The following is a 26,183-nucleotide window of genomic DNA, read 5'->3' as shown; positions in this document are numbered from 1 at the left end:
AGAGCAGCGAAGCAGGTCATGTTCCCGGCCCGACTCCGCCCGTACGACCCGGACCAGCCGGACGGCGCTGGGCGCATAGCCCCCGCGGTCCCCGTCATCATCATCTGTGGGGTGGCCCTGCTCGCCCTCGTCACCGCGCAGGGGCTGGCCTGGCTGCCACTGCTCGCCGTCGGCCCGGCGCTCGCCGCCGCCCACTCCGGACCGTACGGAGTGATCCGGATCGGGGTGCTCGCCGTGGCGGTGGGCGCGCTGCTGGGCACCCAGGGCGACGAACCGGTGCGCACCCAGGCGATCATGCTGGCCACACCCGCCGCCGTGGCCCTGGCCAGCTGTGGGGCCAGCGCCCTGCGCAGACGCCGTGAGCAGGTCCTGGCCGCCGTCCGCTCGGTCGCCGAGGCCGCCCAGAACGCCCTGCTCACACCGGTGCCCGCCCGGGTCGGCCAGTTCCAGGTGGCGGTCCGCTACAGCGCCGCCGCCGCGGAGGCACGGGTGGGGGGCGATCTCTATGCCCTGCTGCCGACCCCGCACGGGGTCCGGCTGATCGTCGGCGACGTACGCGGCAAGGGACTGCCCGCGGTGAGCACCGCCGCCCTGGTGCTCGGCGTCTTCCGCGAGGCCGCCTACGACGAGCCGGACCTGCTCGACGTCGTCGCCAGGATCGAGCGCAGTCTGTCCCGCAACCTGGCGCCCGACGACTTCGTGACCGCCGTGGTCGCCGGATACCCCAGTGAGGGCCGTATGGAGCTCGTCAACTGCGGACACGCCCCGCCGCTGCTGGTCGGCGAGACCGGGATCATCGCCGTGGAGCCCACCCGCCCGGCCCCGCCGCTCGGCCTGGCCTCCCTGGGCGGCGAACTGCCGAGCCTCCAGGTGGTGCCGTTCGCCGAGGGCGACCAGCTGCTGCTCTACACCGACGGGGTCATCGAGGCGCGGGACCGCGGCCGGGAGTACTTCCCGCTGCTGGAACGGGTGCCGCGGCACATCTGCGACGAGCCGTCCCGCACCCTCGCCTCGCTCCACGACGAACTGCTGTCCCATGTGGGCGGCCGGCTCCACGACGACGCGGCGCTGCTGCTGCTCCGCAAGCCGGTGCTGGGCGCGGTGCGCAGGGCGGTGGATGTGCCGTCGGCGTGAGCGGATGTGCGGTGGGCGTGAGCGGATGTGCCGTGGGCGTGGCCCGTGGTCCGTATGACCCGCTCAGCGCCTCCGGCGGATCGGCTCGGCGGATCGGCTCGGCCGATCGGCTCAGACGACGCCCTGGGCGGCCATCGCCTCCGCCACCCGTACGAATCCGGCGGCGTTCGCGCCCAGGGCATAGTCGTCGGGGGAGCAGCCGTAGCGGTCGGCGGTGGCCCGGCACAGGGTGTGGACCTCGGTCATGACGGCGGCGAGGCGGGCCTCGGTCTGGGCGAAGGTCCAGCGCTCACGGGAGGCGTTCTGCTGCATCTCCAGCGCGGAGGTGGCCACCCCGCCCGCGTTGGCGGCCTTACCGGGGCCGAAGAGCACATCGGCCTCCCGGAAGATCTCGATCGCGGCCGGGGTGCAGGGCATGTTGGCGCCCTCGGCCACGGCCAGCACACCGTTCTTGACCAGGGCGATCGCGCTCTGCTCGGTCAGCTCGTTCTGGGTCGCGCAGGGCAGGGCGACCTCGCAGGGCAGCTCGAAGACCGAGCCGCGGCCGGAGAAGATGGCGCCCGGCTTGGCGTCGGCATAGGCGGAGATCCGCTGCCGCCGGATCTCCTTGATCTCCTTGAGCAGGGCGAGGTCGATACCCTCCGGGTCGACCACATGGCCGGAGGAGTCGGAGCAGGCCACCACCCGGCCGCCGAGGGCGTGGACCTTCTCGACGGCGTAGAGGGCCACATTGCCGGACCCGGAGACGACGACCGTAAGGCCGTCGAAATCCCTCTCGCGGGTGCGCAGCATCTCCTGGACGAAGTGGACGGTGCCGTACCCCGTGGCCTCGGTACGCGCGGGTGAGCCGCCCCAGGCGACCGGCTTGCCGGTCAGCACACCGGCCTCGAAGCGATTGGTCAGCCGCTTGTACTGGCCGAAGAGATAGCCGATCTCGCGGGCGCCCACCCCGATGTCCCCGGCCGGCACATCGGTGTGCTCGCCCAGATGGCGGTGGAGTTCGGTCATGAAGGACTGGCAGAACCGCATGACCTCGCCGTCCGAGCGCCCCTTGGGGTCGAAGTCCGCACCGCCCTTGCCGCCGCCGATGGCGAGGCCGGTCAGCGCGTTCTTGAAGATCTGCTCGAAGCCGAGGAACTTCACGATGCCCAGATCGACGCTGGGGTGGAAGCGCAAGCCGCCCTTGTAGGGGCCCAGCGCGCTGTTGAACTCCACCCGGAAGCCCCGGTTGACCTGGACCTCGCCGTCGTCGTCGACCCATGGCACCCGGAAGACGAGCTGCCGCTCCGGCTCGCACAGCCGCTCCACGATCCGGGCCTCCAGATACTCCGGATGCGCGCCGAGCACGGGGGCGAGGGTCGGCAGCACCTCGCGCGCCGCCTGGTGGAACTCGGACTCCCCGGGGTTGCGGTGCACGATCTGCGCGTAGACGGCCTCGATACGGGCGCTGACGTCCATGGGTGCGTGCTGCCTCTCTGTGGGCTTCTGTCTCATATGCCGGTCCTGCGGGGGTCCAGGATCTTGTCCCCGGCGGGGTTCACCACGGCGGCGCGCCCGGGGAGTCGCCCGCGAACCGGGAAGGCCGGGGAAGACCTGGGGGACGGACCGGGGGACAACCCGATGGATGGACCCGGGAGGACCTGCGGAGATCGAGAGGGGGTGGAGCCAGCTCCACCCCCGGGCCGGAGTCCCGTACCCCTCCCGGTCCGGGACCGCGCTCTCTCCCGCCCGCCCGCGCCCGTTTCTAGCGTTCTTCGTGACCGGCGGACCCGTTTGATCCGCCCGGCGCGACGGAGGGGCGAAGAGATGAACCGGCAGTGGCGCGGCCGTACGACGGCCACCGCGGAGCGGACGGGGACCTGGCACCATGCGCTGACCCTGGACGGGGTCACCCGGGAGTACCAGCCGGGGGCCGTGGCGCTGTACCCCATCCATCTGACGGTGGAGCGCGGACGGTTCCTCGCGGTGATGGGCCCCTCGGGGTGCGGGAAGTCGACCTTGCTGCAGTGTGCCGCCGGGCTGGACCGGCCGACGGCGGGCACGGTGCGCATCGGCGGTACGGAGCTGTCCTCGCTGAACGAGGCGGCGCTGACCCGGCTGCGGCGGGAGCGGATCGGCTTCGTCTTCCAGTCGCACCACCTGGTGCCGTCGCTGAGCGTCGCGGAGAACGTCTCCCTGCCGCTGATGCTCGGCGGCCACGCCGTCGACGGCCGGGACCTGCGGGCCCTCGCCGCGGTCGGGCTGGGGGACCGGGGCGGCGCCATGCCGTACGAACTGTCCGGTGGGCAGAGCCAGCGGGTGGCGGTCGCCCGCGCGCTGGTGACCTCGCCCGACATCGTCTTCGCCGACGAGCCGACCGGGGCGCTCGACCCCGCCGCCGCGGAGGAGGTGCTGACGCTCCTGCGGCAGGCAGTCGACCGTGACGGCCATACGGTCGTCATGGTCACCCACGACCCGTTCGCCGCCGCCTGGGCCGACGAGGCGCTGTTCCTGATGCGGGGGAAGCTGGTCTGGCGGCAGGAGCGGCCGGAGGCGGCCGACATCCGCCGCGTCCTCAAGGACCTGGGAGGGCGGACGGCATGAAGGTGGCCGCCCTACTGGCCGCGCGCGCCACCCGTGCCCACCGTAAGGCGTGGACCGCGGTCTTCGCCGCGCTCGCCCTCACCTCCCTGCTGCTCGGCGCCTTCGGGCTGACCCTCCTCTCGGCCTGGAGCGCGCAGCCACGGGTGGAGCGGTACGCCGGGGCCGATCTCGTCGTGGCCGGCGACCAGACCACCCGCTTCAGCGCGTCGTCCCTGGGCGAGCGCGAGACCGCGAGCGCCGGGCTCACCGAGCGGGTCCGGATCCCCCGGACGGCGCTGAGCGTGGTGCGAGGGGTGCCCGGGGTGCGGACGGCCGTCGCCGACGTGGAACTCCCGGTGGGCCTCGCGGACCGGACCGCCACCGGCCGCCCCTGGGAGACCGCCCGCCTGGCGCCGTACGCACTACGGACGGGCCGCGCCCCGCAGCGGGCGGACGAGGTGGTGGTGGGCGGCGGAGCGGGCCGCCTCGGCGGGCGGCTGACGCTGCGCGTGGACGGCCGGGACGCGTCGTACACCGTCGTGGGCGTCGCCGACGGCCCCCGTACGGCCGTGTGGTTCACCGGCGCCGAGGCCCGGCGCCTGTCCGGCCACCCGGAAGCCCTGGACGCCATCGGGGTCGTCGCCGGGCCCGGCACGGACCAGGCGGAGCTGGCCGGGCGGGTGCGGAAGGCCCTGGACACGGCCGGTGTCACCGACGTCGGGCACCGCGCGGACGGCGACCCGGCCGCCGTGCGCGTCCTGACCGGAGGCGAGCGCGGCGAGGCCGAGTTCCTGGCCGCCGCGCCCGCCCGCGGCGAGCTGCTGGCGGCGCTCGGTTCCGTGGCCGGAGCCGTCGTCCTCGTGGCGCTGCTCGTCGTGTCGTCGACCATCGTCCAGGCGCTGCGGCAACGCTCCCATGAACTGGGCCTGTTGCGGGCGGTCGGCGCCACACCCGCGCAGTTGCGCGGTGCGGTGGGCCGGGAGGTCGGGCGGGTCGCGGCCTGGGCGGCGCTGGTGGGCGCGGCCGGTGCGGCCCCCGCGTACCTGGGGCTGCGCGCGCTGCTCGACGCGCGGGGCGCGCTGCCCACCGGACTCGAGCTGGCGCTGCCCCCGTTGCTGTGGCCCGCGCCCCTGGTCACCGCCGCCGTCACCGTCCTGGTGGCCGGGATCGCGGCGCTCATCGGCTGCTCCAGGACCGCCACGGCGCGCCCGGCGGAGGCGCTGCGCGAGCGGGCACCCGGCAGGGCACGGGGCATCACCGGGCTGGTGCTGCTGGGCATGGGCGCGAGTTCGGCCGGAACGGCCGCCCTCCAGCAGGGCGCGACCGCGGCGGCCGCGGCCGGTGCGGCGGCGGTGACGATGGTGATCGCATGCGCGGTGCTCGGGCCGTGGATCGCCGAGGGGGCGATGCGGCTGCTCGGCGCCCCGCTGCGGCTGTTCGGCCCCGGCGGCCGCCTCGCCGCCGCCAACTGCGCCGCGTCCGCCCACCGGCTGGGCGCGGCGATCACCCCGATCGTGCTGGTCACCGCGTTCGCCGCGGTTCAGCTCTCCGGGGGCGCGACCATGACCCACGCGGGGGACGCCCAGGCCCGTCAGGTGCTGCGCGCCGACTTGGCGGTACGCGCGGACGGCGGCCTTACGGCCGGTGCGGTGGAGCGGATCCGAGAGCTCCCCGGGGTGCGGGCGGCGACGGAGGCCGTCCCCGGCACGGTGCTGCTGGCGCGGAGCCAGCTCGGCTCGCCCGAACTCGAGCGGCTGCCCGTCTTCGGCGTCACCCCGGAGCGGCTGACGCGCACCCTCGACGCGGGCGTGCGGAACGGGGACCTCACCCGGCTGCGCCCCGGCACGGTCGCCGTCGGCGCGGACCGGGCGGACTCCCTCGGCGCCCGGCCCGGCTCCACGGTGACCCTGCGGTTCGGGGACGGCCAGCAGGCGCGGCTGCGGGTCGTGGCGACGTACGAACGCTCCATCGCGCTCGGGGACTTCCTCCTCTCCCGCGATGAGCTGCTGCGCCACACATCGATGCCCGGCGCGGGGCGGGTCCTGGTCGCGACCGCGCCCGATGCCGACCGTAAGGCGCTCACGAAGGCGCTGGCGCGGGCGGTGCCCGGGGCCCGGGTGGAGCGGGACCCGGCACCCGTAAAGGGCGAGGCGGCGGACCAGGCGCTGGCCGAGGTGGTGTCGGTGGCGGTGGTCGCGGCCATCGGGGCCTTCACGGTGATCGCCGTCCTGAGCACCCTCGCCCTCATCGCCACCGGACGCCGCCCCGAACTGCGCCTGCTGCGGCTAGCGGGCGCCGGCCGCCGCCAACTGCGCCGGATGCTGCGGCTGGAGGCGGCGGCCACGGTGGTGACCGGCCTGGTGGTGGGGGCGGCCGTGGCATCCGTACCACTCCTGGCCTTCAGCGCGGCCACGGCGGGCACGCTGCCGTACCTGCCGCCGATACAGGCCGCGGCGATCGTCTCAGTGGTCGCGGCGACGGCGGCGGCGGGCTCGCTGCCCCCGGTGTGGGGAACGCTGCGGGGACGGTACATTCCCAGCCCCTCCGGCGATTGAGGGGCCGTTCCCAGCCCCTCCGGCGATTGAGGAGCGGGGTCCGGGGCGGAGCTCCGGCGGGGGTGAGGGGGCGGAGCCCCCTCTTTCGGGAAGGGGCGGGGCGGGGAAAGCCACGGCTCACGCGGCCGCGAACGCCGCCGGACCCGGGCCCCGCACCGGACCCGAGCCTCGCACCGGACCCGCGCCCCGCACTACCGCCTGTCCGCCGACTCCCCCTGCCCCGTCGCCCCCTTGTTGAGATACGCCAGGACCGCCAGCACCCGCCGGTGCCCACTGTCGCTCGGCGGCAGGCCCAGCTTGGCGAAGACATTGCCGATGTGCTTGCTGACCGCGCGCTCCGAGACCACCAGCGTCCGGGCGATCGTCGCGTTGTCCCGGCCCTCCGCCATCAGGTGCAGCACCTCGCGCTCGCGCGGCGTCAAGGAGTCCACCGGATCGTCCCGGCGCCGCGTCATCAGCTCCTTGACCACCTCCGGGTCCAGCGCGGTACCGCCCGCGACCACCCGCTCCAGCGCGTCCAGGAACTCCTCGACCCGCGCCACCCGGTCCTTCAGCAGATAGCCGAGCCCGCTCGCGCCGTCGGCCAGCAGCTCGGCCGCGTAGGTCTCCTCCACGTACTGCGAGAGCACCAGCACCGGCAGGCCGGGCATCTCCCGCCGCGCCGCGAGCGCCGCGCGCAGCCCCTCGTCGCGGAAGCCCGGCGGCATGCGGACGTCGAGCACGGCCGCGTCCGGACGGTGTTCGAGGAGGGCGGGCAGCACCTCGGGGCCGCTGGAGGCGACGGCCACCACCTCGTGTCCGGCGGAGTTCAGCAGGAGGACCATGCCCTCCCTCAGCAGAGCGTTGTCCTCGGCGATCACCACACGCACGGCAGCTCCACTTCGATCAGCGTCGGCCCCCCGACGGGGCTGGTCATCTCCACGGTCCCGTCGAGCGCCGCGACCCGGCGCCGCATGCCGAGCAGCCCGCTGCCGCCCGAGGGATCGGCCCCGCCGCGCCCCTCGTCCCGTACCGCGACCCTCAACCTATCGGGCATCCGGACGAGGCCGACCGACGCCTGTCGCGCCCCGCTGTGCTTGGCCGCGTTGGTCAGCGACTCCGCGATCACGAAGTACGCGGCCGCCTCGACCGCCGCCGGGGCCCTGGGCCCGTCCTCCACCCCGTCGTCCCGTACGGACACCTCGAGCCCGCTGCCCGCCGCGAGCGCCCGTACGGCGCCCACGAGTCCGCGGTCGGTGAGGATCGGCGGATGGATGCCGCGCACGACATGGCGCAGCTCGGTGAGGGCCTCCTCCGCCTGGTCCTGCGCGTCCTCCAGCAGCTTGTGCGCCGCGTCGGGGTCCTTGTCGTACGCGCGCCGGGCCAGCCCCACCCGCATCGAGAGCGCCACCAGGCGCGCCTGCGCACCGTCGTGCAGGTCCCGCTCGATGCGCCGCAGTTCCGCCCCGTGCGCGGCCACGGCGCCCGCCCGGGTCTCGGACAGCTCCTCCACCCGCTCGGCGAGCCGGGCGCTGCGCAGCGCCTCCGGCGACGGCAGCAGCAGCGCCCGCGACCACGCCGCGTCGAGGTCGACGAGCCGCTCGATCAGCGGCAGCACCACGGCCCGTTGCCTCAGCATCCCGCACCACACCCCGTCGACAAGCAGCCCGATCACCCAGACCGGCATCGCACAGCAGGCCAGCAGCCAGCCGTAACCCGCGTGGGCCACGAGCCAGCGCAGATCGCGGTACGTGGCCGGATCCCCGACCGCCGCCCGCGCCCGCGCGAACGCCTCCCCGTTAAGCGGCCGGTACGCCTCGGGCACCGGCTCCCCCGTCCAGGCACCCACCAGCCGCCGCTTGTACCCGGCCGTCCTGCGCAGCAACAGCACCGACTCGGGCAGCACCCCCGCCCCCACGACGGTGGCCATCGCCACGGCGGCGAAGATCACCACCCCGATGGACAAGTACGAGGCCAGGGCCAGCCCGGCCGCTCGCAGCAACTCGACCGAGGCCCACCCCGCCCGCCGCACCGTCTCCCGCATGGCCGTCAGGCTAAGCGACGGGCCGGGCCCGCGGGAGCGGAGTGCGTCGGCCGGTAGGTGAATCGGTGGGGGTGTAGCCCGCTACACCCCGGATCCGGGGGAGCGGCCCATCGAGCGGGCGAAGCGAACCCGGAATCGTAGACCTCAGCAAACGAACCCCCGACCCAGACAAACGAACCCCCGACCCACCGGCCCACCAAGGGCCCCTTCGAAAGGACCCCCTCATGAAGGCCCTGCTCTGGCTGGTCCTGGCCGTCGCCGCCGTCGTCAACGTCGCCTCCAGCTTCGCCTTCGGCGGAATCCAGCAGATCATCATCAGCGCGATCACCGGCCTCACCGCCATCGCCACCGCCACGGCCCTCTACCTGAACCGCGACCGCCGCACCGCCTGAGCCGCCGCACCGCCTGAGCTGCCGCACCGCCTGAGTTGCCGCACCGCCTGAGCCGGTGCACCGGCACCTACCTCACCTCGGACATCCCCCGCCACCACCGACTGTCCGGAGCGTCCACGCGAACGATCCTGGCCCTCGCCGTGATCTTGGCGTCGAGAGCCAGGACGAGAACCCGCAGCTCGCGCGCGCTCTTCTTGGGCAGGGCGTGGAGCGCGGTCTCGAGCACGTCGCGAAAGTGTCCGGGATCGCAGCCACACTCGTACATCTCGCACCGAGGCCCCCAGAACGCGTCGGTCACACCTCTGAGAGGACCGTGGGCCAGGGCTCTCCAGTGCCAGAAGGCTTCCTCGATCGCCTCGGACCAGAAGCGGGTGCGCTCGAGCCGACGCAGATCGGCGGCGCACGCCCCCGAGAGACGGTCGATCGGCGGATACCGCCGACGCCTCAGGAGACGGACCGGAATATCGCCCCGCAGGGCTGATGGGCGCCTACGCGGCATAACCCTTTCGACAGCTGGTCATGGCGGCCAACGTACCGCCCCCGAAGGGCGGCCGGCCAAGCGTTTTTCGGAATACTCGGAATACTCGGAATACAGAGATGGCGCACAGCAGGGGAGACCCAGCGAGTGGGTCCCCCCTTCTTCGGCGTCGTGGTCAGGGGCTCGTGACCACGCCTCGGCCCAGGCAGCTCACTCCGGGTCTTTGATGTCGTCGTCGGACTGGAGCCCTTGGGTGGGGGGCGGGTCAATGGCGGCGGTGGGGTTGGTGCAGCCGGGGACGCTGCCTTCGGGGGCGCAGTTGTCCGGCTCGTTGTCGACGACCTTGGTGTTGGTGAGCGTCACCTGACCCGCCTGGTTGTCGATGCCGCCGCCGGCGGTGATCGCCGTGTTGCGGGTGACCCGGCTGTCGACCAATGTGGCGGTGGCGGTGCCGAAGGAGGTGGAGAGGTTCGAGAGGCCCGCGCCTCGCACGGCGATGTTGTCCCTGAGGGTGGTCGACTTCAGGTTCAGGGTGGAGCCGTTCACGTTGCGGATGCCGCCACCCTCAATGCCCGTGTTCCCCCGGACCGATACGGACTCCAGGGACGCGGTGCCCACTTGGTTCTCCAAACCGCCACCATTGCTGGTGGCCGCCCGGTTCTTGAGCAGGGACCCGCCCTTCATCGTCATGGTGCCGTTGGCGGTATTGAGGACTCCGCCGCCGAACATGGCTGCGCTGTTGCGCTCGACAGTGGTGCGGTCGAGGTGGAGCTGTCCACCGTTGTTGGAGACGCCACCACCAGTGTTTGCGGAATTGTCCTTGAAGACCGTGTCGTTCAGGTTCAGCGTGCCCTGCTCGTTCAGGGCGCCGCCGCCGAAGTTGCTGGAGACGCCGCCCCTGACCGTGAGTGACTTCAGGGTGAGCGTGCCACCGGACACCACGTGGAAGATGCGGAAGTTTTCCGCGGCCTCCGGATCGCGTCGGATGGTGGAGCCGTTGCCGGAGATGGTCACGTCCCCGGTGATCTCCGGGAGCCCGTCATCCGGGTTGTCGGGTGCGGTCAGTGTGTAGGTGCAGCGGGGCGCGAGGGTGATGCGACCACCGTTGGCGTTGGCCTGGTTGATCGCGTCCACCAGGCCGGGGATGTCGTTGCACTCCACTTGGATGTCGTCGGCGGCGCTGGCCGGTCCGGCCGGCAGGACCGCGAGGGAGAGTCCCGCACCGACCGCGGCGGCCACGGCGCCGGTCCGCAAAATGATCTTCATCGTTACGCCTTCCTCAGCACTGGAGTGAAGCGGCGCATCACCGGCACCCAGCGGCCATGCCGACCGACCGGGATGACGAGATGGCGAAATGACGTTTCATTTGTAACCAGGAGTGATCACTTGGTCACCTGGTGTACCGCCAAATGGTTTCCGGCGCTCGCAGACCCCGCGGTGCGGCGCGGGCGGATGGGCGGAAAACGATGAGGGCCCCGACCGGCGAACCGGTCGGGGCCCTCATCTGCCCTCGCGGGCGGAGGCGGAGGATACGAGATTCGAACTCGTGAGGGGTTGCCCCCAACACGCTTTCCAAGCGTGCGCCCTAGGCCTCTAGGCGAATCCTCCGTGGGACACTCTACCCCACTTGGGGAGGTGCGCTGACACGGCCGATGGCGCCCACCGGGGGCCTTGTGGGGCACGCCACATTGCCGGTCGGGAGAGAGTCAATTTCCGGCGAAATCGAGATAAGCCAGACGCGTTTCTTCGGATGGCGGTCGGTGGGCGGGGCCTCGGGCTTACGTCCGGGGTGGTTGTCTCTGGATCTGGCTGTGGGAGTGGGCGCGGAGATGGGTGTGTGGCCCGTAGGGGGCGATTTCGGGGAAAAGCGCGGATCGTCGGACCGAAGCTGCCCCGCCGTTCATTCGGGGATTTGTCGGGGGAGCGGGTCGGTGCGGGCCGGGGAATCCGATGCGGAAACGGGGATTGAGGATGTCTGTAAAGCGTGAGCCCTGGTGTATTCACTAGCGCCGTAAGCGTATCTCTGGTGCATCCACTAGCTCTGGGGATTGGTGGTGTCAATTTGTTCATCTGCTTGTTATTGTCTGGCCATGAATGGGCTGTACGCGCTTAAACCGTGGTTCGCCCGCCGATTAACGCTGCTCCGGCGGAAGTTGATCCGGAGCGGCGTCTCTCCCAATGCGGTCACCTTTGCGGGAATGCTCTGCGCAGGCGCTGCCGCGGCATCTTTTGCTCTGCTGCCCGCTCCCTGGGCCGTAGTTCCCGTTGTGGTATTTCTGACGGCTCGGTTGGCCTGCGCGAACCTCGACGGCTCCATTGCCAGGGAAACTGGAAAGCAGACCCGCCTGGGTTCGCTGCTGAATGAAATCGGTGATCGGGCGGCGGATCTCCTGGTGATTCTGGGATTTCTGCCACACATATCGCCTTCGCTTGTACTCGGTGCGCTGCTGGCCAGTTCGGCACCGTCATGGATCTCCATCGCCGGGGCCGCGGCCGGGGTACGCAGAATCAACGGCGGTCCGATGGGGAAGACCGAGCGCTGCCTCGTCGTAGCGGTCGCCGCGGCGTCCGGGTGGTATGTGCCCGCCGCGGTGGTGATGGTGGTCGGATCCGCGTTGACCGCCGGTGTGCGGCTGTTTCAGGTCGTGGCGCTCTGCAACCGCCGTGATGGCGAAGGCGATCGTGGCGGCGAGAGCGGTCATGGCGGCGAGAGCGGTCGTGACGGCGAGAGCGGTCGTGACGGCGAGAGCGGTCGTGACGGCGAGAGCGGTCGTGACGGCGAGAGCGGTCGTGACGGCGAGAATGCCCTCGGCGAGAGCGGTCGTGACGGCGGGGATCGTGACCACGATCCTCTGAGCGGTCGGTTGTGACCCCCTTCGCGGGTCCGCTTCCACCGGAGCTGGCTCGGGCCGTACCGCTCCTCGCCGGGACGCTCACCGTGAGCGGCCTCGCCCTGATCTTCGTCCGCAACGTCGAACTGCGCCGTCGCTGGCGGACCTGGTGCGTCACCGCGCTGATCGTCTGCGGGACGCTGGGCTTCGGAGCGCCCGGGGCCGCCCTGTTCGCGGCCGGGCTCGCCGTGGTGGGCTCCGTCGAGTACGTGCGTTTGGTGGGCCTGCGCCGCGCTGACGGCGCCCTGTTGCTGTGTGCCGGGGTGCTTCTGCCCCTCATCGCCTGGCTGCGACCCGGAGCGCTCACACTGCCCATGGCCGGCGTCCTGCTCTGCGCCGCCGCGCTGCCGCCTCTGGTGAGCCAGGACGTGGCCCATGGCGCCGACCGCGCGGTCAGGACGACCTTCGGCCTCATCTGGCTGCCACTCGCCCTCACCGGACTGGTGTTCCTGGGGGACCTCGCCATCGCGGTCTGCGTCAGCGTGGCCTTCGCGGATGTGGGCGGCTGGTGCGGCGGGCGGGCACTCGGCCGCTCCGGACCCCTGAGCCGTCCGCTGTCCTCGCTCTCACCGGCCAAGACCTGGGGCGGAGTTGTGGGCTCCGCCGCACTGTCCGGTCTGGCCCTGTGGGCCATGGACGCCTGGACCCCGCTGCGGTGGCTCGCCGTGCTGTGCGGCTGCGCACTGGGCGACCTGCTCGAATCCATGATCAAACGAGGCGCCGGGGTCAAGGACGCCGGCCGTTGGCTGCCCGGATTCGGGGGGCTCCTGGATCGCATCGACTCGCTTCTCGTGACCCTTCTCCTGTTGGGAGCCTTGCCATGACGAAGGACGCGCCGACCGGATCGTTATCCACGGTGCGGAGCGATACGGGAGGCGATACGCGGCCCGGACGACTCGTTACCGGCGAGGTCTCGGGCGAGGTCCACGGCGGACTCTCAGGCGAGGTTCCCGGCGAGGTCCCCGGCGGGGTCTCGGGCGGGGTCTCAGGCGGAGCCGCCGACGAGGCCGCCGGCGCGGCGCGGGCCGCCGGGCGGCCTCCGCGGCCCGCGTTCCGACTTCTGGTGGCGGCGTGGCTGCGCCGGCGGTTCTGGCGGACCGTCCTCTTCCTCACCGGTGGGCTCACGGTCAAGGGGAAGCTGCCGAAGAGCGGTTGTGTGGTGGTGGCCAACCACTCCTCGCACGCGGACACGGCAGTGCTCCTGGCCGCCCTCGGCGTCGCCCGTGCTCCCCGCGTGGCGGCAGCCGCCGACTACTGGTTCCGGAACCGTGTGCGCCGCCTGGTGTGTTCGGTGCTGGCCGCCGCCTTTCCCGTACGCCGCCACGGTGGCGGTTACTCCGACCTCCAGGACATCGCCGGTCCCATGCTGCGCGCCGGACACGCGGTCGTCGTCTTTCCCGAAGGCACCCGAGGAGCGGGCCGCGTGGGCACGTTCCGCCGGGGCGCGGTCGAACTGGCCGTCTCCAACGGTGTACCGGTGGTGCCCGTCGCCCTGTCCGGCACCGCGGAACTGCTGCCCAAACGCGGACGGTTGCGTCCGCACGCCGTCCGGGTGCGGATCGGGCGCCCGCTGACGGACCCCGACGCCGACACCGCCCGCACGGCGGTCCTCGAACTCCTTGCCGAGTGCCGGCCCCGTGACAGCCGGGTCCGGCGTCGGATCGCCCGGCTGGCGATGTCCTGGACGGGCCTGGGCCTGGTCGCCGCCTGGTCCTTCACCGAGGCGCTGAGCTGGCCGCTGCTGCCGGAGCTCGCCCTCGCCGTGCTGTGTGTCGCCGCGCCCAGGGCGGGGCTGCGGCTGACCGTGAGCGCCGCCGTGGCCAGCGTCGCCGGCGGTCTGGTCGCGCTCGCCCTGTACTCCGGGACCTCCGTCGACCTGCCCCAGCCGCTCACCACCACCCGTATGCACACCACGGCGCAGAAGGAGATCCGCTCGGAGGGCGCCCGCGCGGTACGGCACCAGCCCGCCAGCGGCATCCCCTACAAGGTGTACGCGGCCGAGGCGGGGCGCGCCGGGGTCCCCGCGGGCGAGTGGGTGCTGCGCTCCACGGCCGCCCGGGGGCAGCGCATCGTCGGCGTCGGCGTCGTGCTCACGCTGATCGGCGTGCTCACCCAGCGTTGGCGGCGTTTCTTCCCGCAGTACCTGATCTTCGTGGGGGTGGCCTTCATCGCGTTGTTCACGCTGGTCATCGGCTCGTGGCGGTGACCCGTACCCCCGTCGGACGGCCATCGCGCCCCCTGCCGACGCGGCGTGCGCGGCCGCCGGACCCGACAGCCGTGAGCGCTGCGTACAGCCGTCAACAGCCGTGCACAGCCGTGTGAGGACGACCCCGACCGCCGTATGAGGAGCCGCGCGCCGATGTCCAGCCCGTCCACCCCGCCCATCCCGTCCGCTCCGCGAGCGGCGCCCCCGGTCGCCTCCGCCCCGTCGGTACCGGACCGGGACGCCCGCCGCATCCTGGCGCTGACCAGCCTCGGCGTGTTCATCGTCTTCCTCGACACCACGATCGTGAATGTCGCCTTCGACACGATCAGCACCAGCTTCGACGCCGAGATCACCCGCCTCGTATGGGTCCTCAACGCGTACACCCTGGTCTTCGCCGCGTTCCTGATCCCGGCCGGGCAACTGGCCGACACCTACGGCCGCAAACGCCTGTTCCAGATCGGTCTCGTGGGCTTCGCGCTCAGCAGTGCCCTGTGCGGTCTCGCCCCAGGGCTCGGCGTTCTCATCGCCGCACGGGCGGCCCAAGGTGTCTTCGGCGCCATCATCGTTCCGGCCTCATTGGCGCTTCTCCTGCCGGCCTTCCCGCTGGAACGCCGGGCCGCGGCCATCAGCACCTGGGGTGCCATGGCGGCCGTCGCCACCGCAATCGGCCCGACCCTGGGCGCGCTCCTGATCGAATACACCACCTGGCGCTGGGTCTTCCTGCTCAACGTTCCCGTCTGCCTGCTCACCGCGGCCTGGGGCGTGCGCCTGCTGACCGAGACCCGCGGCTCCCGGAACGGAGGCTTCCCCGACCCCCTCGGCGTCGCCATCAGCGCCGCGGCGCCCGCCTTGCTCAGCTTCGCCGTCATCTACGGCCCGCGCCTGGGGTGGGGCGACCCGCGTGTCCTGGCGACCGCTGTGGCCGGTGTCGGCCTGATCCCGGTGCTGATCCTCCGGTCCCGGCGCGCCGCACGGCCGGCACTCGACCTGAGCCTGTTCCGGATTCGCAACTTCCAGGCGTCCAACGTCGCCACACTGGTCTTCTCCGTGGCCTTCTTCGCCGTACTGCTCTCCAGCCTGCTGTTCCTCCAGAACGTCTGGCACTACTCCGTGCTGAAGTCCGCACTGGCCGTCAGCCCCAGCGCGCTCGTCACCGCGCTCGTGGCCCCGCTGGCCGGCCGGCTGGCCGAACGATTCGGCTACCGCCCGGTCTTCGTCACCGGCGCCCTCTTCTACGCCGCGGGCGCCGCCGCTCTCGCCCTGCGCACCGGCGCCTCACCGCACTGGGCCGCGCACTGGCTTCCCACCCTCGTGCTCAACGGCATCGGGGTCGGCCTGGCCCTCTCCACTCTCAACAGCGCCGCGGCGAAGGCGCTGCCACCGGAGCGCTTCGGCGTCGGCACCGCGATCAACAACAGTTTCCGGCAGCTGGGCGCCCTGCTCGGCGTCAGCGTGTTCGTGGCCGTCTTGGGGACGCCGACCAGCGCGACGATCCTGGGGGACTACCACCGTGTCTGGTGGGTGCTGGCCGTGATCCCCGTGATCAGCGCCGGGACGTACCTCGCCACCCATCGCGAGCCGGAAGCCACCGGATGACGCCTGCCGGTGCCGCCCCGTCCCGGGGCTGTGCCGCGCCCCTGCCCCGGGGCCGCCCTGCCCCGGGGCCGCCCTGCCCCGGGGCCGTGCCGCACCGGTGCCGCCCCGGGGCTGTGCCCCACCGGCCTTCGGCCGAATCCTGGCCGAAAACGGTCCACGACCGGGAGGGGCACCCGCGGAGTCGTTCGCACCCCGGTCTATCCGCTAGGGTGGGGCGCAGCCCCTCACGTGGCGCTATCTCACCGAACTCCCCCAGGGCCGGAAGGCAGCAAGGGTAAGTGGGCTCTGGCGGGTGCGTGAGGGGCCCCTTGCGTCTGTGGGGATGTGAAGGGCTGTGGGGAAGCGGGGGTGGGCCCGTTGTCCGTGGTCCCCGATATCGTCGTAAGCGTGTCGTCCCTCGCGCTGTACCGCCGCTACCGCCCCGAGACCTTCGCGGAGGTCATCGGGCAGGAGCATGTCACCGGCCCGCTGCAGCAGGCGCTGCGCAACAACCGGGTCAATCACGCGTATCTCTTCAGCGGTCCCCGCGGGTGTGGCAAGACGACCAGCGCGCGCATCCTGGCCCGCTGTCTGAACTGTGAGAAGGGCCCCACCCCGGCGCCGTGCGGCGAGTGCCAGTCGTGCCAGGACCTCGCGCGGAACGGGCCGGGGTCGATCGATGTGATCGAGATCGACGCCGCGTCGCACGGTGGTGTGGACGACGCCCGTGAGCTGAGGGAGAAGGCGTTCTTCGGGCCCGCGTCCAGCCGCTACAAGATCTACATCATCGACGAGGCCCATATGGTCACCTCGGCGGGGTTCAACGCCCTGCTGAAGGTGGTCGAGGAGCCCCCGGAGCACCTCAAGTTCATCTTCGCGACCACCGAGCCGGAGAAGGTCATCGGCACGATCCGGTCGCGTACCCACCACTATCCGTTCCGGCTCGTGCCGCCCGGGACGCTCCGCGACTATCTGGGAGAGGTCTGCGGGCGCGAGGCGATTCCGATCGAGGACGGGGTGCTGCCGCTGGTGGTGCGGGCCGGGGCCGGGTCCGTGCGGGATTCGATGTCGGTGATGGACCAGCTGCTCGCGGGCGCGGCCGACGACGGCGTGACGTACGCCATGGCGACCTCGCTGCTCGGTTATACGGACGGCTCGCTGCTGGACTCGATCGTGGACGCCTTCGCGGCGAGCGACGGGGCGGCGGCGTTCGAGGTCGTCAACCGCGTGATCGAAGGGGGCAACGACCCCCGGCGCTTCGTCGCCGACCTGCTGGAGCGGCTGCGCGATCTGGTGATCCTCGCCGCCGTGCCGGACGCGGCGGAGAAGGGGCTCATCGACGCTCCGGCCGATGTGGTGGAGCGGATGCAGGCGCAGGCGTCGGTCTTCGGCGGCGCCGAGCTGAGCCGCGCGGCGGACCTGGTCAATGAGGGTCTAACGGAGATGCGCGGCGCCACCTCGCCGCGGCTCCAGCTGGAGCTGATCTGCGCCCGGGTGCTGCTGCCCGCCGCCTTCGACGATGAGCGGTCCGTCCAGTCGCGGCTGGAGCGGCTGGAGCGCGGGGCCCTCGCGGGTGGCCTGGGCGGTGGAGCCGGTGGTGGTGTCGGTGCCGGCGTCGGCGGTGGTGGCGTCGGGGGGCCCGGGCCCGCCATGGGGTACGTACCGGGGCCCGACGCTCACGCTCCGGTCGCTCCTCCCGCCGGGGGGCCGTCCGGTCCGGCCGCCGCGCGCGCGGCTATGACCGGGGGCGGGCCCGGCCAGGGGCAGGCCCCGGAGAGTTCGGGGAGTTCGGGGAGTGGTGAGGCGCCTGGTGGGTGGCCTGCCGGGGCGCGGCCTGCCGCGGACGGTGGCCAGGGCGGCGCCGTGGACAGTGGACAGCAGGGCGGTGCCCCGGCCGCGGCCGCGCCCCCGGAGGACGGTGGCGGGCAGCGGCCCGGAGCGTGGCCGTCGGGTGCCCAGGCCCAGGCCCAGGCCCCGGCCGCCGAGGGCGGCGGATCGCGGCCCGGAGCCTGGCCCGCCCCATCCGCGCCCGGCTCCGGGGCTTCCGGTGCGGGCGGACCGTCCGGTGGCGGTGCCGGTGCCGGTGGCGCGTCCGGTGCGTCCGGCGGCGCGTCCGGTGCGGGCGGTTCCTCTGGTGGTGGCGGTGGACAGGGCGCCGGGGCGCCCGCGCGGCAGCCCGGCGGCTGGCCCACGGCCACCGCGCCGGGGCAGGGCGGCGGCCCCTCCGCGCAGTCACCGGCGGCGCCCTCCGCGCCGACCACCCCGAGCGCCCCGACCGCGCCTTCTGCCCCCGCCGCGGGCCCCGCGCCCTCCGCACCCGCACCGGGCGCGCCGAGCATGGCGCAGGGCGCCGTGCAGGTGCGGCAGATGTGGCCGGACATCCTTGAGGCGGTCAAGAACCGCCGCCGCTTCACCTGGATCCTGCTGAGCCAGAACGCGACGGTGTCCGGCTTCGACGGCACCACCCTCCAGCTCGGCTTCTCCAACGCGGGTGCGCGCGACAGCTTTGTGGGCGGCGGCAGCGAGGACGTCCTGCGGCAGGCGCTCCAGGACGCCATAGGGGTGCAGTGGCGGATCGAGTCGATCGTCGACCCCTCGGGCGGCGCCGGACAGCAGGGCGGCGGCCCAGGTGGTCCGGGCGGTTTCGGTGGCGCCGGTGGTCCGGGTGGTTTCGGTGGCGCCGGTGGCCAGGGCGGTCCTGGCGGCTACGGCGGAGGCAGCAGTTACGGCGGCGGCGGTGCGGGTTCCGGTTCCGGTGGCGGTGGCGCCACCGGCGGTGGCGGCTTCGGCGGCGGAAGCGGCCCGGGCTCCGGCAGCGGCCCCGGCCCCGGCGGCGGTGGCCAGTCCGCCCCGGCCCGCCAGTCCGCGCCCCGGCCCGCTCCCGCCTCCCCACCCCCGGCCGCGCCCTCCGCGTCCTCCGCACCGCCCGGCTCCGCGGACGCGGGCCCGCCCCCCGAGGCGGCGGTGTACCGGGAGCCCGAGCCGCCGCGGATCTCGATCGAGGACGACATGCCGGCCGAGGACGATCCGGATCTGGACGAGACCGCGCTGAGCGGGCACGACCTGATCGTCCGCGAGCTCGGTGCCACGGTGATCGAGGAGATCGTCAACGAGTAGGAGGCATGGGCTCCGCACCCGTGTCTCACGTCGCCGCGTCTCCTCCGTACGGCGTAGAGCAAGGCGCTCTGGGAGCACGTAGGCTCGGGCTATCGAAGAGAACGACTGTCGAGCGCCAGGAGCGAAGCCGTGATCCCCGGTGGTGGCCAGCCGAACATGCAGCAACTGCTGCAGCAGGCTCAGAAGATGCAGCAGGACCTCGCCGCGGCCCAGGAGGAGCTGGCCCGCACCCACGTCGAGGGTTCCGCGGGCGGTGGCCTGGTGAAGGCGACCGTTACCGGTTCCGGTGAGTTGCAGGGCCTGGTCATCGATCCCAAGGCCGTGGATCCTGAGGACACGGAGACCCTCGCGGATCTGGTCGTCGCGGCCGTCCGTGACGCCAACCACGCCGCGCAGGAGCTCCAGCAGCAGAAGCTCGGCCCGCTCGCCCAGGGGCTGGGCGGTATGCCCGGACTCCCGTTCTGACCTTCGGGTTCTCCGGGGCCTTCGGGTTCTCCGGAGTCTTCGGGTGCCCCAGGGTCTCGGGTCCCCCGGGTTCCCGGGCTCCCCGGGACCGACCGTAGGAGTCGCGGCGACCGCGTAGGAGTCGCGGCGGCCCGGCCGCAAGAGCGTGACGCCCCCTGGCCGTGAGGGCACGGCGCAACCGAATATTCATGTGAAGTACGGCCACCGCGTGTCGGCGCGAGATTGGATGAAGGCGTGTACGAGGGCGTGGTCCAGGACCTCATCGACGAGTTGGGCAGGCTGCCCGGCGTCGGTCCCAAGAGCGCGCAGCGGATCGCCTTCCACATCCTGCAGGCCGAGCCCACCGATGTCCGCCGTCTCGCGCAAGCGTTGACGCAGGTCAAGGAGAAGGTGCGGTTCTGTGCGGTCTGCGGGAACGTCGCCGAGGCCGAGCAGTGCCGCGTCTGCCAGGACCCCCGTCGCGACCTCGCGGTCATCTGCGTGGTCGAGGAGCCGAAGGACGTTGTCGCGATCGAGCGGACGCGTGAGTTCCGGGGCCGCTATCACGTGCTCGGCGGGGCGATCAGCCCCATCGAGGGCGTGGGCCCGGACGATTTGCGGATCAGGGAGCTGCTGGCGCGGCTCGCGGACGGTACGGTCACCGAGCTCATCCTGGCCACCGATCCGAATCTGGAGGGCGAAGCCACCGCCACGTACCTCGCGCGCATGATCAAGCCCATGGGTTTGAAGGTCACCCGCCTGGCCAGCGGCCTCCCTGTCGGTGGAGACCTGGAGTACGCCGACGAGGTCACGCTGGGTCGTGCCTTCGAAGGGAGAAGACTTCTCGATGTCTGACGCAACGCTGCACGACGCCCACCCGGACCCGGACGACTTCGCGGTCCAGATCTCCGACCAGATCGAGAGCTTCATCGTCGCGGTCACCGAAGTCGCCAAGGGGGACGAGCCGGACAGCGCTGTGCCGTTCCTGCTGCTCGAGCTGTCGCAGCTGCTTCTCGCGGGCGGCCGGCTCGGCGCGCACGAGGACTTCGTCCCGGACGAGCGGTACGAACCGGACGTCGGCCCGGAGCCGGACGTCGACGAGCTGCGTGAGCGCTTCGCCCAGCTGTTGGAGCCGGTGGACATCTACTCGGAGGTCTTCGACCCGTACGTGCCGCGCAGCCAGCCCGTGGCCTGCCGGATCTCCGACGACCTGGCCGGGATCGTCACCGATCTGCGGCACGGGATGGCGCACTACCGCGAGGGCCGGATCAGCGAGGCGCTGTGGTGGTGGCAGTTCTCGTACCTCTCCAACTGGGGGACGACCGCCTCGGCGGCCCTGCGCGCGCTGCAGTCGCTGGTCGCGCACGTACGGCTGGACAGCCCGCTGGACGAGCTGGACGGCCTGGACACGGACAGCAGTGCGGGCGGTGACGAGGAGCTCGCGGAGGAGGCCGGCCGGGTCATGGCGGCGGAGATCGCGGGACCGCTCGGCCTGCACTCGGGACCGCGCTGAGGCACGCTCGAGACGGCCGCGGGGCGGGCCCACGAGACGCCCCGCGACGCGGCCCGCGGAGCGGCCGGCCAGGACGGCACGCCTGGCGGTCCGCCGGACGGCCCGCCGGACGGTCCGGCAGGCCGTCCGATCCTGTGAGCTGGGTTACGTTCCCGTGTGCTTCCGCGGTAAGCGGGCAGGGTTCGTCGCTGAGCGGGTGGGAGGGATGCGGGGATCTCGCGGGTGTGTGGACGTTGCGCCGTGTGATGCCCCTCGTCCTCCCCTGATCACTTGCGAGGCATTCGTCTCGCTATGTGATATTGGGAGGGCATATTCCGGCCGCTCGTTAGACTGAGCCGACCGCATTATTGAGAGCTGCGAGGAGCGCACGTGGGCCTTGTCGTGCAGAAGTACGGAGGCTCCTCCGTTGCCGATGCCGAAGGCATCAAGCGGGTCGCCAAGCGAATCGTGGAAGCCAAGAAGAACGGCCACCAGGTGGTCGTCGTGGTCTCCGCGATGGGCGACACGACGGACGAGCTGATCGATCTCGCCGAGCAGGTATCCCCGATTCCTACTGGGCGCGAGTTCGACATGCTGCTGACCGCGGGAGAGCGGATCTCCATGGCCTTGCTGGCGATGGCGATCAAAAACCTCGGTCACGAGGCGCTGTCGTTCACCGGCAGCCAGGCGGGAGTCATCACCGACGCGGTTCACAACAAAGCACGGATCATCGACGTCACGCCGGGCCGCATCCGTGACGCCCTCGAACTCGGCGCGGTCGCGATCGTCGCGGGCTTCCAGGGCGTGTCCCAGGAGAGCAAGGACATCACCACCCTCGGCCGGGGCGGTTCCGACACCACCGCGGTCGCGCTGGCCGCGGCCCTTGACGCCGAGGTGTGCGAGATCTACACCGACGTGGACGGCGTTTTCACGTCCGATCCGCGCGTGGTGAAGAAGGCTCGCAAGATCAACGAGATTCCGTACGAGGACATGCTGGAGCTCGCCGCGAGCGGCTCCAAGGTGCTGCACCTGCGCTGTGTGGAGTACGCGCGCCGGTACAACATCCCCATTCACGTACGGTCGTCTTTCTCCGGTCACCAGGGCACCTGGGTGCGCAACCGGCCGGAAGCGGGAGAAGGAGAAGAAGGCATGGAGCAGGCGATCATCTCCGGGGTCGCGCACGACACGTCCGAGGCCAAGGTCACGGTCGTCGGGGTGCCGGACAAGCCGGGTGAGGCCGCGGCCATCTTCCGCACCATCTCCGACGCCGAGATCAACATCGACATGGTGGTGCAGAACGTCTCCGCCGCGTCGACCGGACTGACCGACATCTCCTTCACGCTGCCGAAGACGGACGGCCACCGGGCGATGGAGGCGCTGACCAAGGCGAAGTCGCTGATCGGCTTCGACTCGCTGCGCTACGACGACCAGATCGCCAAGATCTCCCTGATCGGTGCCGGTATGCGCACCAACCCGGGGGTCACCGCGACCTTCTTCGAGGCGCTGTCGAACGCCGGGGTCAACATCGAGCTGATCTCGACCTCCGAGATCCGCATCTCGGTCGTCACCCGCGCCGACGATGTGAAGGACGCGGTCGTGGCCGTGCACAGCGCCTTCGGCCTGGACAGCGAGACCGACGAAGCGGTGGTCTACGGAGGGACCGGACGATGACCGGCCATGGCGGTGTCGGCCGGGGCGACAAGCCCACCACCCTCGCGGTCGGCGGTGGCGACAAGCCCACCCTCGCGGTCGTCGGGGCCACCGGCGCGGTCGGCACCGTCATGCTCTCGATCCTCTCCGAACGCGCCGACATCTGGGGCGAGATCCGGCTGATCGCCTCGCCCCGCTCGGCCGGCCGGAAGCTGACCGTCCGGGGTGAGCAGGTCGAGGTCGTCGCGCTGAGCGAGGAGGCGTTCGAGGGCGTCGACGTCGCGATGTTCGACGTCCCCGACGAGGTCTCGGCACAGTGGGCGCCCATCGCGGCGAGCAAGGGCGCGGTGGCCGTCGACAACTCCGGAGCCTTCCGGATGGACCCCGATGTCCCCCTGGTGGTGCCGGAGGTGAACGCGCACGCGGCCCGGGTCCGCCCGCGCGGCATCATCGCCAACCCCAACTGCACCACCCTGTCGATGATCGTCGCGATGGGCGCGCTGCACGCCGAGTTCGGGCTGAGCGAGATGATCGTCTCCTCGTACCAGGCGGTCTCCGGTGCGGGCAAGGACGGCATCGACGCCCTGCGCGAGCAGATCGCGCTGGTCGCCGGTACGGAGCTGGGCACCCACCCCGGGGACGTACGGCGGGCGGTGGGCGACACCGGGCCGTTCCCGGCTCCGATGGCGCTCAATGTGGTGCCGTTCGCCGGTTCGCTCAAGGAGGACGGCTGGTCCTCCGAGGAGCTCAAGGTGCGGAACGAGTCCCGCAAGATCCTGGGGCTGCCGGAGCTGAGGGTCACCGCGACCTGTGTACGGGTGCCCGTGATCACCACGCATTCGCTGGCCGTGCACGCGCGGTTCGAGAACGAGGTGACGGTCGAGGCGGCGCACGAGATCCTGGCGGGCGCCCCCGGTGTGGTGCTGTGCGACAACCCGGCGGAGGGCGAGTTCCCGACTCCCGCCGACGCCGTGGGCACCGACCCCACCTGGGTCGGCCGGGTGCGGCGGTCGCTGGACGATCCGAAGGCGCTGGAGCTGTTCGTCTGCGGCGACAACCTGCGCAAGGGCGCGGCGCTGAACACCGCGCAGATCGCGGAGGTCGTCGCGGCAGAGCTGGCGGGCGGGGCCGCCGCGCGGTGACCCAGGGTCCGCCAGTGACCCAGGGTCCGCCAGTGGGTCAGGCCCGCTACTGGGTTGAGACCCGCTACTGGGGCAGGGCCCGCCACTGAGTTAAGAGGGGGCCGGGGCGCCGTAACGTGAGCGATCGTCTTAAAGTGACGTTTCACCAGTGCGTCGTCCGGCAGATTGTGAATATCCTGTGCTCGTGTCACTGGCCTGGACCAGCTGAGCTGGGCCGTTGATGTGATCGACGTATTCGCTCCCCGCCCGCCGCAACCGGCAGTGGGCGGGGAGCGTCTTTCCAGCCGCCCCGCAGTGGGCACTGGGATAACTGGGGCATTGGGGAAGAGTTGGTGCGCATGGGGGCATTGAACGCATCGTCAAAAGCGGTGCCTCACGCGTACAACCCTGACAGGGGGCGGCGTGTCCAACAGGCGTGGCAGAGGTATTCGGCATCGCAACGGTTCCAGGGCATGGCGGCGCGGCAGTACGCCCCCCGCGTGCCCCAGGTGGCATGCCGGTGATCGCGCCATGGCCGACGGCCCGCCCCGCGCACATCACAACAGGGCGCGAGGACACTGACGACGCGATGGCAGCGGGCACCACAGTCGATCACCTCACCGAGACCTACCGCGCCCATTACCGGTCGCTGCTCGGTCTCGCCGCGCTCCTGCTCGACGACACCGCGTCCTGCGAGGACGTCGTGCAGGAAGCGTTCATCCGTGTGCACTCGGCGCGCAAGAGAGTCCGGGATCCCGAGAAGACCCTCGCCTATCTGCGGCAGACGGTCGTCAATCTCTCCCGCTCCGCGCTGCGCCGGCGCATCCTCGGGCTGAAGCTGCTCTCCAAGCCGATGCCCGATATGGCCAGTGCCGAGGAGGGGGCGTACGAACAGCTGGAACGCGATCAACTGATCAAGGCGATGAGGGGACTTCAGCGCCGTCAGCGCGAGGTTCTCGTGCTGCGCTACTTCGCCGATATGACCGAGGCCCAGGTGGCCGAGACGCTGGGTATCTCGCTCGGCTCGGTCAAGGCGTACGGCTCGCGCGGCATCGCGGCGCTCCGCGTCGCCATGGAGGCTCCGGCATGAACCACGACACATCTACGCCGGACCCGGGGGATTCCGGCCGGCGGCACGGCCACGAGCCGGAATCCAGAGAGCCAGGGGAGTCCAGGGAGACCACGGGGCCCATGGAGCCGGTAGAGGCGACGGAGCCCGCGGAGGCGGCGGAGGCCGCGGAGTCCACGGCTGACGGGGAGTCCGCCGGATCCGGGAAGTCCCCGGAGGCCCGTGAGTCCGCCGGGGCCGGGCCGGGGCGGGTGACGCCGCTCCGCGTTCAGCTGGACGACGACGAGCCCAGCGGTGAGAACGAGGAGGCGCTGCGGCGGCTGCTGCACCGCGCCGTCGACGAGCTCGAGCCGTCGTCCGACTCCCTCGACCATCTGCGGCGTGCCGTGCCCGCCCGCCGTGCGCGGCGGCGCCAGGCCCTGATCGGGGCCGCCGCGGCGCTGGTGCTGGGCTGTGCGGCCGTACCGGCGCTGGTGCACGTCGCGACCACCAGCGACAGCTCGAACGAGCGCCCGGCCAACGCCGCCAGCAGCCACCGCACCCCTGAGACCAGCGGCGGCCGGCATGGCGAGGGCAGTGGCGGCAAGGACGCCGACGGGCCCTCCGACATGGTCGAGGAGCACAAGGGCGACAAGGGCAAGGACAAGGAGAAGGACAAGCCGCCGAAGGGCGAGGAGGGCGGCTCCGGCGGTACGGTCCCCGACCCCACCAACACGCTGAACGCCACCTCCCCCACCTGCAGCCGCGCCCAGCTCACCAGCGGTGGCGCCGGATCGGTCGCGGCGGCCGACGCCGAGGGGCGGGTCTACGGCTCGTTCCGCGTCGTGAACATCTCGGACCGGGCCTGCACGGTCGAGGGCAGCGGTTCGGTGGGCGCGAGTGCCCAGGGCGGTGCGGACGCCTCGCGGATCCTGGTCGTGGACCATACGGCGGGGGACGCGGCGGCGGGGCTGCCCGACCCCTCCATCCAGCCGGGCACGCTCATCCTCAAGCCCGGCCAGGCGTACGAGGTGAAGTTCGCCTGGATCCCGACGTCGGGCGGCGGCACCAGCGGCTGCTCCACCACCGGCACCCCGACCCCCGACCCGTCCACGGACGCGGCCCAGGACGGGCCGCAGGACGACCCCAGCACGGGCGATCCGGGCGGCACCCCGGGTGGCGGCGGTGGCGGCGGTGGCGGTGAGCCGCAGGACGCGAGCGTCCTGGTCAGCCATACGCCGGAGGCGGGCGACCCGGCCTCGGCGAGCGTGACGATCGGCGGCGCCTGCGCCGGAACGATCTACCGCACCGGTCTGCTGGCGTCCTAGAGCCCGCTGCCCTCCCTCCAAAGCCCGCCGACGGCTCTCCGGAGCCGCGGAGCAGCGGCCTCCCGGGGCCTCGAGCCCGGGAGGTCCCGCCACGGTCCGGGCGCGCCCTGCGGGCATCCTGGGGCCGCGGCACGGGGCTCTGTGGGGCGGCCCCGCCGCCGGGGCCG

21 protein-coding genes, 1 tRNA gene and 1 other RNA gene are annotated in these 26,183 nt (G+C 72.2%); 17 read left to right on the top strand and 6 right to left on the bottom strand.

Annotated features, from left to right (window positions below):
• The first annotated feature begins 18 nt into the window (after positions 1–18).
• The gene (locus JK364_RS39095) at positions 19–1,134 is read left to right on the top strand and encodes a PP2C family protein-serine/threonine phosphatase (protein ID WP_201856157.1); all 1,116 of its coding nucleotides are present in this window, start codon (positions 19–21) and stop codon (positions 1,132–1,134) included.
• Positions 1,135–1,245: 111 nt separating this feature from the next.
• Here the strand turns inward: JK364_RS39095 and gdhA are convergent, their stop codons facing one another.
• Entirely contained in the window at positions 1,246–2,592 is a 1,347-nt protein-coding gene (gdhA, locus tag JK364_RS39090) for an NADP-specific glutamate dehydrogenase (protein ID WP_201856198.1), read from the bottom strand.
• Between the two features lie 348 nt (positions 2,593–2,940).
• Here gdhA and JK364_RS39085 point away from each other — a divergent pair, with 348 nt between their 5' ends.
• Both JK364_RS39085 and JK364_RS39080 read left to right on the top strand, forming a co-directional pair.
• On the top strand, positions 2,941–3,717 hold the full coding sequence (locus tag JK364_RS39085) for an ABC transporter ATP-binding protein (protein ID WP_201856156.1): 777 nt from the start codon (positions 2,941–2,943) through the stop codon (positions 3,715–3,717).
• Positions 3,714–6,251 (top strand): FtsX-like permease family protein, encoded by a 2,538-nt coding sequence (locus tag JK364_RS39080; protein WP_201856155.1) that lies wholly within the window; start codon positions 3,714–3,716, stop codon positions 6,249–6,251. Before JK364_RS39085 ends, JK364_RS39080 begins: the two co-directional genes overlap by 4 nt.
• Positions 6,252–6,442: 191 nt before the next feature.
• Here the strand turns inward: JK364_RS39080 and JK364_RS39075 are convergent, their stop codons facing one another.
• Entirely contained in the window at positions 6,443–7,120 is a 678-nt protein-coding gene (locus JK364_RS39075) for a response regulator transcription factor (protein WP_201856154.1), read from the bottom strand.
• Positions 7,108–8,274 carry a sensor histidine kinase gene (locus JK364_RS39070; protein ID WP_201856153.1) on the bottom strand — a complete coding sequence of 389 codons (1,167 nt, stop codon included), beginning with the start codon at positions 8,272–8,274 and terminating at the stop codon, positions 7,108–7,110. The genes JK364_RS39075 and JK364_RS39070 overlap by 13 nt, the downstream gene beginning before the upstream one ends.
• A 224-nt stretch (positions 8,275–8,498) precedes the next feature.
• Here JK364_RS39070 and JK364_RS39065 point away from each other — a divergent pair, with 224 nt between their 5' ends.
• Positions 8,499–8,666 (top strand): hypothetical protein, encoded by a 168-nt coding sequence (locus tag JK364_RS39065; protein WP_201856152.1) that lies wholly within the window; start codon positions 8,499–8,501, stop codon positions 8,664–8,666.
• A gap of 67 nt (positions 8,667–8,733) precedes the next feature.
• Here the strand turns inward: JK364_RS39065 and JK364_RS39060 are convergent, their stop codons facing one another.
• The 3 genes from JK364_RS39060 to JK364_RS39050 form a co-directional block, all read right to left on the bottom strand.
• Positions 8,734–8,892, bottom strand: coding sequence for a hypothetical protein (locus JK364_RS39060; protein ID WP_201856151.1), 159 nt, complete (start codon positions 8,890–8,892; stop codon positions 8,734–8,736).
• Positions 8,893–9,354: 462 nt separating this feature from the next.
• On the bottom strand, positions 9,355–10,410 hold the full coding sequence (locus JK364_RS39055; RefSeq protein ID WP_201856150.1) for a hypothetical protein: 1,056 nt from the start codon (positions 10,408–10,410) through the stop codon (positions 9,355–9,357).
• 257 nt (positions 10,411–10,667) lie between these two features.
• Positions 10,668–10,752: transfer RNA gene (locus JK364_RS39050), tRNA-Ser, on the bottom strand.
• Between the two features lie 482 nt (positions 10,753–11,234).
• Here JK364_RS39050 and JK364_RS39045 point away from each other — a divergent pair.
• The 13 genes from JK364_RS39045 (at position 11,235) to JK364_RS38985 (ending at position 26,016) form a co-directional block, all read left to right on the top strand.
• Complete coding sequence (locus JK364_RS39045; protein WP_230993169.1) at positions 11,235–12,014, top strand: CDP-alcohol phosphatidyltransferase family protein; 780 nt, start codon at positions 11,235–11,237, stop codon at positions 12,012–12,014.
• Between the two features lie 68 nt (positions 12,015–12,082).
• Positions 12,083–12,859 (top strand): phosphatidate cytidylyltransferase, encoded by a 777-nt coding sequence (locus tag JK364_RS39040; protein WP_307841509.1) that lies wholly within the window; start codon positions 12,083–12,085, stop codon positions 12,857–12,859.
• Complete coding sequence (locus JK364_RS39035) at positions 12,856–14,241, top strand: lysophospholipid acyltransferase family protein (protein WP_201856149.1); 1,386 nt, start codon at positions 12,856–12,858, stop codon at positions 14,239–14,241. Before JK364_RS39040 ends, JK364_RS39035 begins: the two co-directional genes overlap by 4 nt.
• A 153-nt stretch (positions 14,242–14,394) precedes the next feature.
• Positions 14,395–15,837 (top strand): MFS transporter, encoded by a 1,443-nt coding sequence (locus JK364_RS39030; protein ID WP_201856148.1) that lies wholly within the window; start codon positions 14,395–14,397, stop codon positions 15,835–15,837.
• Positions 15,838–16,052: 215 nt separating this feature from the next.
• Positions 16,053–16,149, top strand: an RNA gene (gene ffs, locus JK364_RS39025) — signal recognition particle sRNA small type.
• A gap of 75 nt (positions 16,150–16,224) precedes the next feature.
• On the top strand, positions 16,225–18,933 hold the full coding sequence (locus JK364_RS39020) for a DNA polymerase III subunit gamma and tau (protein WP_201856147.1): 2,709 nt from the start codon (positions 16,225–16,227) through the stop codon (positions 18,931–18,933).
• A 129-nt stretch (positions 18,934–19,062) separates the two neighbouring features.
• A complete protein-coding gene (locus JK364_RS39015) occupies positions 19,063–19,398 on the top strand; it encodes a YbaB/EbfC family nucleoid-associated protein (protein ID WP_137978608.1) in 336 nt (111 codons plus the stop codon).
• 234 nt (positions 19,399–19,632) lie between these two features.
• Complete coding sequence (gene recR, locus JK364_RS39010; RefSeq protein ID WP_201856146.1) at positions 19,633–20,232, top strand: recombination mediator RecR; 600 nt, start codon at positions 19,633–19,635, stop codon at positions 20,230–20,232.
• On the top strand, positions 20,225–20,890 hold the full coding sequence (locus tag JK364_RS39005) for a DUF5063 domain-containing protein (RefSeq protein WP_201856145.1): 666 nt from the start codon (positions 20,225–20,227) through the stop codon (positions 20,888–20,890). Before recR ends, JK364_RS39005 begins: the two co-directional genes overlap by 8 nt.
• Before the next feature lie 369 nt (positions 20,891–21,259).
• Positions 21,260–22,540 (top strand): aspartate kinase, encoded by a 1,281-nt coding sequence (locus JK364_RS39000; RefSeq protein WP_201856144.1) that lies wholly within the window; start codon positions 21,260–21,262, stop codon positions 22,538–22,540.
• Positions 22,537–23,661, top strand: coding sequence for an aspartate-semialdehyde dehydrogenase (locus tag JK364_RS38995; protein WP_201856143.1), 1,125 nt, complete (start codon positions 22,537–22,539; stop codon positions 23,659–23,661). Before JK364_RS39000 ends, JK364_RS38995 begins: the two co-directional genes overlap by 4 nt.
• 493 nt (positions 23,662–24,154) lie before the next feature.
• Complete coding sequence (locus tag JK364_RS38990) at positions 24,155–24,730, top strand: SigE family RNA polymerase sigma factor (protein WP_030829843.1); 576 nt, start codon at positions 24,155–24,157, stop codon at positions 24,728–24,730.
• Positions 24,731–24,831: 101 nt separating this feature from the next.
• On the top strand, positions 24,832–26,016 hold the full coding sequence (locus JK364_RS38985) for a DUF4232 domain-containing protein (protein WP_230993168.1): 1,185 nt from the start codon (positions 24,832–24,834) through the stop codon (positions 26,014–26,016).
• The last annotated feature ends 167 nt before the right edge of the window (positions 26,017–26,183 follow it).

The organism is Streptomyces endocoffeicus (genome assembly GCF_016741935.1).
In the GTDB taxonomy this organism is placed as follows: domain Bacteria; phylum Actinomycetota; class Actinomycetes; order Streptomycetales; family Streptomycetaceae; genus Streptomyces; species Streptomyces endocoffeicus.
This window is presented reverse-complemented; position numbering and strand designations above follow the sequence as displayed.